Origin of the sequence: Bacillus mobilis, assembly GCF_001884045.1 — a bacterium.
Classification (GTDB): domain Bacteria; phylum Bacillota; class Bacilli; order Bacillales; family Bacillaceae_G; genus Bacillus_A; species Bacillus_A mobilis.
The window spans coordinates 50,300-61,091 of sequence record NZ_MACF01000120.1 but is presented as its reverse complement, the minus strand read 5'-3'; the positions used below and the strand labels follow the sequence as shown (position 1 = coordinate 61,091).

The 10,792-nt window shown below is 36.1% G+C and carries 12 protein-coding genes; 5 read left to right on the top strand and 7 right to left on the bottom strand.

Features of this window, described 5'->3' with window-relative positions; translation table 11 throughout:
- Positions 1 to 364 precede the first annotated feature (364 nt).
- Together BAQ44_RS22490 and BAQ44_RS22485 are read left to right on the top strand one after the other, a co-directional pair.
- A complete protein-coding gene (locus BAQ44_RS22490; RefSeq protein ID WP_071723904.1) occupies positions 365 to 805 on the top strand; it encodes a Dps family protein in 441 nt (146 codons plus the stop codon).
- 332 nt (positions 806 to 1,137) lie between these two features.
- Positions 1,138 to 1,335: a hypothetical protein gene (locus BAQ44_RS22485; RefSeq protein ID WP_000656323.1), complete on the top strand. Its 198-nt coding sequence runs from the start codon at positions 1,138 to 1,140 to the stop codon at positions 1,333 to 1,335.
- A gap of 17 nt (positions 1,336 to 1,352) precedes the next feature.
- Here the strand turns inward: BAQ44_RS22485 and BAQ44_RS22480 are convergent, their stop codons facing one another.
- Both BAQ44_RS22480 and BAQ44_RS22475 read right to left on the bottom strand, forming a co-directional pair.
- A complete protein-coding gene (locus tag BAQ44_RS22480; RefSeq protein ID WP_071723901.1) occupies positions 1,353 to 1,634 on the bottom strand; it encodes a hypothetical protein in 282 nt (93 codons plus the stop codon).
- Positions 1,635 to 1,752: 118 nt separating this feature from the next.
- Positions 1,753 to 2,331: an LOG family protein gene (locus BAQ44_RS22475; protein WP_048528219.1), complete on the bottom strand. Its 579-nt coding sequence runs from the start codon at positions 2,329 to 2,331 to the stop codon at positions 1,753 to 1,755.
- Positions 2,332 to 2,404: 73 nt separating this feature from the next.
- Between BAQ44_RS22475 and BAQ44_RS22470 the strand changes: the two genes are divergently transcribed.
- Both BAQ44_RS22470 and BAQ44_RS22465 read left to right on the top strand, forming a co-directional pair.
- Positions 2,405 to 2,728: a MazG nucleotide pyrophosphohydrolase domain-containing protein gene (locus BAQ44_RS22470; RefSeq protein WP_000355759.1), complete on the top strand. Its 324-nt coding sequence runs from the start codon at positions 2,405 to 2,407 to the stop codon at positions 2,726 to 2,728.
- Between the two features lie 53 nt (positions 2,729 to 2,781).
- The gene (locus BAQ44_RS22465) at positions 2,782 to 3,288 is read left to right on the top strand and encodes a ferritin (protein ID WP_061678977.1); all 507 of its coding nucleotides are present in this window, start codon (positions 2,782 to 2,784) and stop codon (positions 3,286 to 3,288) included.
- 25 nt (positions 3,289 to 3,313) lie between these two features.
- On the opposite strand, the gene BAQ44_RS22460 is transcribed toward BAQ44_RS22465, so the two are convergent.
- From BAQ44_RS22460 to BAQ44_RS22440, 5 genes are all read right to left on the bottom strand, one after another.
- Positions 3,314 to 3,547: a hypothetical protein gene (locus tag BAQ44_RS22460; protein WP_071723899.1), complete on the bottom strand. Its 234-nt coding sequence runs from the start codon at positions 3,545 to 3,547 to the stop codon at positions 3,314 to 3,316.
- Between the two features lie 92 nt (positions 3,548 to 3,639).
- Positions 3,640 to 4,821 (bottom strand): NupC/NupG family nucleoside CNT transporter, encoded by a 1,182-nt coding sequence (locus BAQ44_RS22455; protein WP_061678975.1) that lies wholly within the window; start codon positions 4,819 to 4,821, stop codon positions 3,640 to 3,642.
- A 354-nt stretch (positions 4,822 to 5,175) separates the two neighbouring features.
- Positions 5,176 to 6,357, bottom strand: coding sequence for a NupC/NupG family nucleoside CNT transporter (locus BAQ44_RS22450; protein ID WP_016085638.1), 1,182 nt, complete (start codon positions 6,355 to 6,357; stop codon positions 5,176 to 5,178).
- Positions 6,358 to 6,676: 319 nt separating this feature from the next.
- On the bottom strand, positions 6,677 to 8,119 hold the full coding sequence (locus BAQ44_RS22445; protein ID WP_071723897.1) for an alanine/glycine:cation symporter family protein: 1,443 nt from the start codon (positions 8,117 to 8,119) through the stop codon (positions 6,677 to 6,679).
- Positions 8,120 to 8,391: 272 nt separating this feature from the next.
- Positions 8,392 to 9,822: an alanine/glycine:cation symporter family protein gene (locus BAQ44_RS22440; protein WP_063261725.1), complete on the bottom strand. Its 1,431-nt coding sequence runs from the start codon at positions 9,820 to 9,822 to the stop codon at positions 8,392 to 8,394.
- 301 nt (positions 9,823 to 10,123) lie between these two features.
- On the opposite strand from BAQ44_RS22440, the gene BAQ44_RS22435 reads away from it, so the two are divergent.
- Positions 10,124 to 10,762, top strand: a complete 639-nt coding sequence (locus BAQ44_RS22435) for an NAD(P)-dependent oxidoreductase (RefSeq protein ID WP_071723894.1) — start codon at positions 10,124 to 10,126, stop codon at positions 10,760 to 10,762.
- Positions 10,763 to 10,792: the final 30 nt, after the last annotated feature.

Here is a 10,792-nt window from a genome sequence, read left to right as displayed (position 1 = left end):
AGCGAGAGAGCGAAATGACCGGAGATTCTAGCCGCTGGAGCTGGATATCATTAAAAGCGGAGGTGACTTGCTCAGAACAGGAGGGCATTGGAGCTCCTGACGAAGAGGCGTTCTTTGCCTCACAGGAAGGCGCGAAATGACCGACTGTTCTAGTCACCGGAGCTGGATATCATTAAAAGCAGAACCTATATAGCAAATAAAAAATCCCTATTACTTCACCGTAATAGGGATTTTTATTTATAACAGTTCATAATTTGTTCAAATTAATTCCAGCAAAAGGGTTGATTTATACGAATTACTAGATTATAATAATTATAAATTAGTAATTGATATCACATAACAACTCAAAAGGAGATTGATCATAATGAACAAACAAGTAATCGAAGTATTAAACAAACAAGTAGCAGACTGGAGCGTTTTATTCACAAAATTACACAACTTCCATTGGTACGTAAAAGGACCTCAATTCTTCACATTACATGAGAAATTCGAAGAACTATACACAGAATCAGCTACTCACATCGACGAAATTGCAGAACGTATTTTAGCAATCGGTGGTAAACCAGTAGCGACTATGAGAGAATACCTAGAATTATCTACTATTCAAGAAGCAGCTTATGGAGAAACTGCCGAAGGAATGGTTGAAGCAATCATGAAAGACTACGAAATGATGCTAGTCGAACTGAAAAAAGGCATGGAAATCGCTCAAAACTCTGACGACGAAATGACATCTGACCTATTACTAGGCATCTACACAGAACTAGAAAAACACGCTTGGATGCTACGTGCGTTCTTGAATCAATAATAGATTTTAAAGCGGAAGCGGCTCGTTCAGAGTCGCTTTTTTTTCTATGGAGTGGTCGCACATGCTGGTACATGAAATTATATCAACGATTTTTCAAATATATCGACGATTACTCACAATATATCAACGATTTTTTCATTATATCGACGATTCGACACAGGATATCGACTTACCGACAAATCACGACAATATCAGCGTCCCTCTCCCCTACTTTTATCAATATATTACAATCCCTTTTATGTTAAAATATAGGTAACATCCTTTAGTAAAATAGATCCAAAAAAGCTTTTCCATATTCATCATTTACTACTTAAATGGCGGGAGTGGTTCAGTTGAAAGACTACTTAATTAGAGCATTTTTTGCGTTAATAACAGTTGGGATTGTCTTACTTATAGCTAACATTTTCAATATACGTATCGAGGTGAAAGACTATGCTTTCCTCGTTGTTGTAGCAATTGGTGGCGGCTGGGGTGGCTGGTACCTGTATAAAAAACAAAGTAATCAAAGTGATAAAGGCATTCCAAAGTAATACGGAATGCCTTCTTTTTATTGCCGTCTATAATAAATAATAAAATTCAAACCGCTAATACAGCCAATCGCAATAAACATGCTAAAACTCTGCACATCTCCAGCTAGATTATACTCATCCACGATAAACCCAGACATAAACAACGTGATTGCGGAAACGCCGATACATAATATCGAAATAAACCAAAGCGAAAACTCATTAATTAGCTCTTTCTTCTGTGTTGAAACAATTAGCATAACAAGAAGGGACGCTGCTAAAATACTTTTGAAAACCGGTCTTAAATAAACAAACTCCTCCATCAATTTCTCCTTTTCCCAAAACATCATATTTCAACATTAACATATTTAACCAAATTAAAAACACATGCCTTTTCAATATAAAATGACATGTGTTTCCGAAAATCTCTATAATTTTGTATTATGATAACTGTTTCCACTTCGTTCCTAAAACAGGACGCTCGTAATTTTGGATCTCATGAATTAATTTATCTGCCGTCTCAGCTGAAACGATCAACTCTTTATTCGATGGGTTCATAAACCCTTCTTCCGCTGCACGTTCAACCATTTGCAAAATTGGTCCATAAAAGTCTTTTATATTCAATAAACCAACCGGCTTATTATGTATACCAATTTGTGACCAACATACTACTTCAAATAGCTCTTCAAACGTTCCATATCCGCCTGGCAGTGCAATAAAAGCATCCGCAAGCTCTGCCATTTTCGCTTTACGTTCGTGCATCGTTTCTACTTCAATTAATTCTGTTAACCCTGTATGAACGATTTCTCCTCGGAATAGACCGCGCGGCATAACACCTGTTACACGTCCACCTAAACGAAGAACTTCATTTGCTACTTCTCCCATTAATCCAACGCATGAACCGCCGTATACGAGCTCATAGTCGTTCTCAACAAACATTTTCCCTAACGCTATTGCCTGCTCTTTAAATTCTGGTCTCTCCCCTAAGTTGGAACCTGCAAACACACAAATCTTTCTCATTCCTACACCCCGAAACTATATATTGTTATGATACAATGAACATTGTACAACATATTGAGGGGATGAGGAAGAAATGGATATCGTTGCATTTCAAAGATGGGTTGAGGAATTTTACGAAAAACGAAGCTGGTCACAATATAATGCCTTTATTCGCTTAAATTTCTTAACTGAGGAAGTTGGGGAAGTTTCACGTGTTGTTCGCGCCATTGAAATTGGCCGTGATCGCCCTGATGAAGAAGTGAAAACAGAAGAAGAGCTAAAACAGGAACTAAAAGAAGAACTTGGGGATGTACTATCTAATCTTATTATTCTTTCACAAAAATATGATTTAGATTTACAAGACATTATGGAGGCTCACGTCACAAAGCTTTCGAAAAGGTTCGAGACATCCAAATGAGAATATTATCAATTATGGTATAATATTCTTGTCACAATACTAAGGGGGATTTTATGTTATCTAAAAAATTGCACGACGCATTAAACGATCAAATGAACTTTGAATTTTACTCTGCCCACGCTTATATGGCAATGGCTGCTTACTGTACATCTGAGAGCTATGATGGATTCGCTAACTTTTTCCTTGTACAAGCTGAAGAAGAACGTTTCCACGCAATGAAGCTTTACAACTACATTAACGACCGCGGTGAGCGCGCTATTGTTACTGGATTTGATAATCCAAATAACGAATATGAATCTGTACTGAATGCTTTTGAAGTGGCACTTGAGCACGAGCGTGAAGTAACGAAGCGTATTTACAACTTATCTGATATCGCTTGGGATGAGCGTGAGCACGCAACAATTACCTTCTTGAAATGGTTCGTCGATGAGCAAGTAGAAGAAGAAGCTTCATTCGATAGCATCATTCAAAAATTAAAACGTATTACAAGCGATTCAAACGCATTATTTATGCTAGATGCTGAATTAGAGAAACGTACATTTACGCCTCCAGCTGAGTAGTATTTTTATCACCTTAATGAATGTATTAAGGTGATTTTTTTATTTCCTCTCTCAGCCCAATAACCTTCGCCAAATCCTTCTTATAAATCCCTGAAACCTTTTCAACAAAATCACTCTGAGTAAACGTCCCATCACCTTCTTCTACTATGCTTAAATATCCATGTATGAATTTCAAAAAGGTTCTAGCATCTTCACCAGTTAATTGATCAATGTTCTCCATAATCTCATCAAACTCCCTTAAACTATCCCGTTCTTTCAATTTAATCCCCCCTCTTTGTATTATTTATCATACCAAAATAAAAAAGCCGTTCATCTCCTAAATGAGAGATAAACGACTTCTTTATCATTTTATTAAAGCATAACCCCAACGATAATCGCTGATAATATACTTACTAACGTTGCACCGTATACAAGTTTTAATCCGAATGAAGATACAACGTTTGCTTGTTTGCCATCAATACTCTTCGTTGCACCTGCGATAATTCCGATTGATGAGAAGTTCGCAAATGATACAAGGAAGATAGATAAAATACCTACTGTACGAGTTGATAAATCGCCTGCTACTTTACCAAGGTCAAGCATCGCAACGAATTCGTTCGTTACTAACTTCGTTGCCATAATTTGTCCTGCTTGTAGCATCTCTGATGTTGGAATACCCATTACGAATGCTAATGGTGAGAAGACATATCCTAAAATGCTTTGGAATGTGATTCCGAAAATTGAATCGAATACACCGTTAATTGCTGTAATTAATGCTACGAAACCGATTAACATCGCCGCTACTGTTACAGCGATAGAGAAACCAAGCATAATATATTCGCCTAACATTTCAAAGAATGTTTGTTTCTTATCTTCTTGTAATTCTAAAATATCGTCTTCTTCTTTTACTTCATATGGATTAATAATATGAACGATAATGAATCCGCTAAATAAGTTTAATACAAGTGCTGTTACTACATATTTTGGATCAATCATTTTCATATAAGAACCGACGATTGACATCGATACTGTTGACATTGAAGATGCACAAAGTGTGTATAAACGATTTTTCGGTAATTTGCTTAGTTGATCTTTTACTGTAATGAATACTTCCCCTTGACCAACGATTGCAGCTGCTACTGCATTATATGATTCTAGTTTTCCTAAGCCGTTAATTTTACTTAATAGGAAACCAACTGCACGAATGATAATCGGTAATACTTTAATGTGTTGTAAAATCCCAATTAGTACTGCTAAGAAAATAATTGGTAATAATACTGTTAAGAAGAATGGTGCTTGTCCATCATTTGCTAGACCACCAAATACGAAATTAACCCCTGCTTCCGCAAACTTTAAAATAGCACCAAACCCATCTGCAATCCCTTTTACTAATACAAATCCGACCTTTGTATTTAGTAAGAAATACGCAAGTACCAATTGAATGACAAGCATAAGTGCAATTGGTTTATATTTAATTTTCTTACGATCTGAACTGATAAGGAAACCTAGTACAAATACTACAAGTAAACCGACTAGAAACATTACTATTTTCATATGTGAATCCTCCACTTCTCCCACGAGTTATCGGTCGTATAACGTATAACGAATGACGTCTGACCATTGATGTTAAAAAAATTTAAAACCCCTAAATACTATTCAACTGTTATCTAAAATCAGTAAGCGTTTACATAAATTGCAATTTATAAAAGGTAGCTTCTTCTCTCCTACCATACTTGAAAGTCTGAAATTGATACCACCTACAAATCAAATTGTAAGCGTTATCTACCCGAAATGCAATATAAATTTTAAAAGATTTTTATATGTTAATATATTCCTAAATAATTGGTTTTTTCATGCAAATTTACCATAAAAAATAGTCCTAGCTATAAGCTAGGACCATCTCTTTTTTTATAACATAACACCAACGATAATCGCTGATAGAATACTTACTAATGTCGCACCGTACACAAGGCGTAGACCGAATGATGATACAACATTTGATTGGTTTTCATCGATACCTTTCGTTGCACCTGCGATAATTCCGATTGATGAGAAGTTCGCAAATGATACAAGGAATACAGAAAGAATACCAACTGTACGAGCTGATAAGTCACCAGCTACTTTTCCAAGATCAAGCATCGCAACAAACTCGTTTGATACTAATTTTGTTGCCATAATTTGTCCCGCTGTTACCATCTCTGCTTGCGGGATACCCATTACGAATGCTAATGGTGAGAAAATATATCCTAAAATAGCTTGGAATGTAATACCGAACATGGAATCAAACAAGCTATTGATTGCTGTAATTAATGCTACGAAACCAAGTAACATTGCCGCTACTGTGATCGCGATTGTGAAACCAAGCATAATATATTCACTTAGCATTTCAAAGAATGACTGTTTTTTCTTATTTTCTAATTTCAGTGTATCTTCTTCTTCTGTAATATCGTACGGGTTAATAATATGAATAATAATGAAACCACTAAATAAATTTAATACAAGTGCTGTTACTACATATTTTGGTTCAATCATTTTCATATAAGAACCTACGATTGACATTGATACTGTCGACATGGAAGATGCACATAATGTATATAAACGATGTTTTGGGATTTTACTTAATTGATCTTTTACTGTAATAAATACTTCTGCTTGCCCAACAATAGCAGCTGCTACTGCGTTATATGATTCTAGTTTACCTAGACCATTTACTTTACTTAACAACGTACCAATAGCACGAATAAATATCGGTAAAATCTTAAAGTGTTGCAGAATTCCGATTAAAACGGCAAAGAATACGATCGGTAATAACGCTGTTAGGAAGAATGAAACCTCTCCTTTATTAACAAGGCCACCAAATACGAAAACGATTCCAGCTTCCGCGTATCCAAGAAGCGCGCCAAATCCATCTGAAATTCCTTTTACTAAAATATAACCAACTTGCGTATTTAATAAGAAATAACTTAACACTAGCTGAATAACAAGCATGATTGCGATTGGTTTATACTTAATCTTCTTTCGATCGGCACTTATAAGAAAACCGAGTACGAATACAACGAGCAATCCTACAAGAAACATAACAAACTTCATTAATAAAATCCTCCATTTAACTCTTCATTAACGTTGAACGTCTGACCACTCGAAATAAGAAATAATCCGAACTTTCCATTTCTCCTCCAAAATCTTCAATTGGATAGGAAAGATCATAAAACCTCTTGTTTCAAAGGCATTTTCCATTCTAACATAAATCACAACTCATATCCGCACTTTTCTTAAAAAAATTACATTTTATTATAAAACACTAATGAATGTTCGTCTTTTACCTTTTAAAATAAACTTTAATCGAGCCTCATAAATAGCAGGATAAAACAAAAAAATGAGCATCAAGTTTTACTTGATGCTCACCTCATTATACTGCTTTTTCTTTATCAGCTACTGCTGGCTTGTCCCAGCACTCTGTATTGTTCAAACCTGGAATAGACTCCGCATAGAACACTGGATCTTTTCCTTGTTTCTTTTGCTTAATGTAATCTGATAATGCCGCGAAAGCATACTTAGAAAGGAATACGATTGCAACTAAGTTAATAATAGCCATAATACCCATGAATAAATCTGCTAAATCCCACACGATTTGAATTGTTGCTACAGATCCTAACATAACCATACCAAGTACAGCAATTCGATAAGCATTTAGTAACACTTTACTTCCATTTAAGAACTCAATATTTGTTTCACCATAGTAGTAGTTACCTACTAATGAACTAAATGCAAACAAGAAGATTGCAACTGCTACAAATATAGATGCCCATGGTCCGATATGTTGGCTTAATGCTTGCTGCGTTAATTGAATACCATTTAAATCAGCCGCATTATGCACATCTGATAAAAGAATGATAAATGCTGTACAACTACAAATTAATAATGTATCTGTAAATACCCCTAAAGTTTGAATGAAACCTTGTTTAACTGGGTGCGTTACGTTCGCAGTCGCAGCTGCGTTCGGCGCACTACCCATACCTGCTTCATTTGAGAATAATCCACGTTTTACCCCTAGTAAAATCGCAGCTCCTAATCCTCCGCCTACTACTTCTTTAATTCCAAAAGCATGTAAGAAAATTTCTTTAAATACATATGGAATTGCCGTAATGTTTGTTACAACAACGAATAATGCCACTGCTACATATATAATTGCCATTACTGGAACAATCATTTCAACCGCACGTGCAATACGTTTTACTCCGCCGAAGATGATGATTGCAAGTAAACCAGCCATAAACAGACCTACAAACTTACCATCTGTGTTAAATGCTCCATCAAAAGCTGCCGCTACTGTGTTTGACTGCACGGCGTTGAAAATTAACCCAAAACTAACCGTTATTAGAACAGAGAAGACAACTCCTAGCCAGCGTTTCTTTAAACCCTTTTCCATATAATACGCTGGGCCACCGCGGAATGCGTTCCCATCTTTTACTTTATAAATTTGCGCTAATGTGCTCTCTACAAATGCAGAAGCACCCCCAATTACCGCGATTAACCACATCCAAAATACTGCTCCTGGTCCACCTGCTGAGATTGCGATAGCTACACCAGCTAGGTTACCAGTACCTACACGAGAAGCTGTACTCATACAAAAAGCCTGAAACGATGATACACCGCTCTTCTCTTTTTGTGCTTTCCTCGTTTTCGAACTTGCCCCGTCCCCAAGCAATCGAATCATTTCACCGAAGTAACGAATTTGGACAAATTTCACACGAAACGAAAAGTAAAGTCCTAATCCAATTAACATCGCAATGATTATATATGACCAAAGAACATTATTTATATCCCCAATTACATTAGTTAAAAAATCCATAATTGCATTGCCCCCTCTTCTTCACAATAAGAAAATTATATTCTAAAAACTCTTAGTAATCAAGAATTTTCGACAAAAAGATGTGAGGTTTTCTAACATGTAAATGTTACCACATGTAACACAGTTATTTTTTCTCTACTAAAACATCACAACTAGTACAAGCATCGCTACCTATTCAACTGATTATTTCTATGCTGAAAATAGCAAAAACAAACCACCGGGTTACAACAAAAAAGATGAGTATCGACTTCAGCTCGATACTCATCTTTTCATCACACTGCTTTTTCTTTATTCGTTACAGCCGGTTTATCCCAACACTCTGTATTCGTTAAACCTGGAATAGAATCCGCACTGAACACTGGATCTTTCCCTTGTTTCTTTTGCCTTACATAGTCTGCCAATGCAGCGTATGCAAATCGCCCAAGAAGCGTAATCGCAATTAAGTTTGTGATTACCATTAGTCCCATAAATAAATCCGCCATATTCCATACAACTTGAAGTGTCGCAACAGAACCGAATAATACCATTGCAACCACCGCAATACGGTAAATTGTTAACCAAGTTTTACTTTGTTTAATGAATTCAATATTCGTTTCACCATAATAGTAGTTTCCTAGAAGTGAACTAAATGCAAATAAGAAAATAATAATCGCTAGGAAGCTACTTGCCCACGGACCAATTTGTGAACTTAATGCATTTTGCGTTAATTCAATCCCTTCTAAATTTGTCGCTTTATATGCACCAGAGCATAGTACGATAAATGCTGTTGATGTACATACTAAAAATGTATCTACTAGTACTCCAATTGTTTGAATAAATCCTTGTTTCGCTGGATGTGTTACATCCGCTGTTGCTGCCGCATTCGGCGCACTACCCATACCTGCTTCATTCGCAAATAATCCGCGCTGAATACCAAACTTCATCGCAGCACCGATACCGCCGCCTACAGCTGAATCTAAACCAAATGCACCTTTAAAGATTTCTGTAAACATATCCGGTATTAAATAATAATTTTTAATAACAACGAAAATTGCTACTGCAATATAAATAAGCGCCATTGGCGGAACGATCATTTCAGACATACGCGCGATACTTTTCACGCCACCAAAAATAATAACCGCGACTAATACTGCTAATACAATCCCAACAACGTAACGCTCAATACCGAAAGCATTTTTAAATGCTAATGTAACTGTATTTGCTTGTACTGAGTTGAAAATTAATCCGTAACTAATTGTAATTAGAATAGAGAACCAAATCCCCATCCAACGTTTATTTAAACCTTTTTCCATATAATAAGCAGGTCCACCACGGAAGCCACTGCCATCTTTTATTTTATAAATTTGCGCAAGCGTACTTTCTACAAAACTTGAAGACGCCCCAATAATCGCAATTACCCACATCCAAAATACCGCTCCAGGTCCTCCCATAGAAATAGCTAACGCTACCCCAGCTAAGTTCCCGATTCCAATACGAGCTGCTGAACTCATACAAAATGCTTGGAAAGAAGATACACTACCTTTTTTACGCGTCTTTCCAGTTAATCCATCACTCATTAATCGAACCATTTCCCCTAAATGAGTGATTTGTACGAATTTCAATTTAATAGAAAAATAAAGACCTAAACCAATTAACATTGCAATAAGAATATATGACCAAAGAATTGTATTCGTTGATGTAACAAATTGCTCTAACATATTCATACAATTAACCCCCTCCTTTTCTCCATAAAACGAATTATATTTAAAAAATATTTAAAAATCAACATTTTTCGACAATTTTCGATTTCCAAATGTTAGAGGTTTATAAAGTAACAATTTTTTATGACTCCACTCCCTCTAACTGTACATACTAAAACAAAAAAATAAATCTACAAACAACACCATTGACAAAAATACCAACCTGTAACTATAATGATTACATCAGGTTGTAACAAACCTAATTACAATACATTCATTTACTTTCAGATATACACTTTAACAAAACAATTTGGAGGGATTTATTATGAAAATCGGAATCATCGGAGCAACTGGTAAAGCAGGAAGTCGTATTTTAAAAGAAGCTGTAGATCGCGGACATGAAGTAACTGCAATCGTAAGAAACGGCGCAAAAATTACAGAAGAAAACGTAAAAGTTTTAGAGAAAGATGTATTCTCTCTTACATCTAACGACCTACAAGCATTTGACGTAGTTGTAAATGCTTTCGGCGCTCCAGCAGGCGAAGAGCACCTTCACGTAGATGCAGGAAACGTACTAATTGAAGCGATGAAAGGTGCACCAACCACAAAATTACTTGTAGTTGGCGGAGCTGGAAGCTTATTTGTAGACGAAGAAAAAACAACACGTGTATTCGATACACCAGGTTTCCCAAATGAATACCTTGCAACAGCTCAAAACCAAGGGAAAAACTTAGAAATCTTAAAGCAAACTAACGATATTACTTGGACATTCATCAGCCCTTCTGCACTATTCGCATTAGGAAAACGCACAGGCTCTTATACAGCTGGAAAAGACAACCTTCTTGTTAACTCAAAAGGTGATAGCTACGTAAGTTACGAAGACTTCGCAGTTGCGGCACTTGATGAAATCGAAAATCCAAAACACGTAAACGAACGCTTCACAGTAGTTTCTGAAGCTGAATAATAGAAAAAGCTCGTAAAACATAATGTTTTA

Excerpts from the sequence above, each read along its gene's own strand:
- BAQ44_RS22440 (WP_063261725.1), bottom strand. The coding sequence starts at position 9,822 with ATGAATATGTTAGAGCAATTTGTTACATCAACGAATACAATTCTTTGG.
- BAQ44_RS22435 (WP_071723894.1), top strand. The coding sequence starts at position 10,124 with ATGAAAATCGGAATCATCGGAGCAACTGGTAAAGCAGGAAGTCGTATT.
- BAQ44_RS22455 (WP_061678975.1), bottom strand. The coding sequence starts at position 4,821 with ATGAAAATAGTAATGTTTCTAGTCGGTTTACTTGTAGTATTTGTACTA.
- BAQ44_RS22470 (WP_000355759.1), top strand. The coding sequence starts at position 2,405 with ATGGATATCGTTGCATTTCAAAGATGGGTTGAGGAATTTTACGAAAAA.
- BAQ44_RS22490 (WP_071723904.1), top strand. The coding sequence starts at position 365 with ATGAACAAACAAGTAATCGAAGTATTAAACAAACAAGTAGCAGACTGG.
- BAQ44_RS22450 (WP_016085638.1), bottom strand. The coding sequence starts at position 6,357 with ATGAAGTTTGTTATGTTTCTTGTAGGATTGCTCGTTGTATTCGTACTC.
- BAQ44_RS22465 (WP_061678977.1), top strand. The coding sequence starts at position 2,782 with ATGTTATCTAAAAAATTGCACGACGCATTAAACGATCAAATGAACTTT.
- BAQ44_RS22480 (WP_071723901.1), bottom strand. The coding sequence starts at position 1,634 with ATGGAGGAGTTTGTTTATTTAAGACCGGTTTTCAAAAGTATTTTAGCA.
- BAQ44_RS22445 (WP_071723897.1), bottom strand. The coding sequence starts at position 8,119 with ATGGATTTTTTAACTAATGTAATTGGGGATATAAATAATGTTCTTTGG.
- BAQ44_RS22475 (WP_048528219.1), bottom strand. The coding sequence starts at position 2,331 with ATGAGAAAGATTTGTGTGTTTGCAGGTTCCAACTTAGGGGAGAGACCA.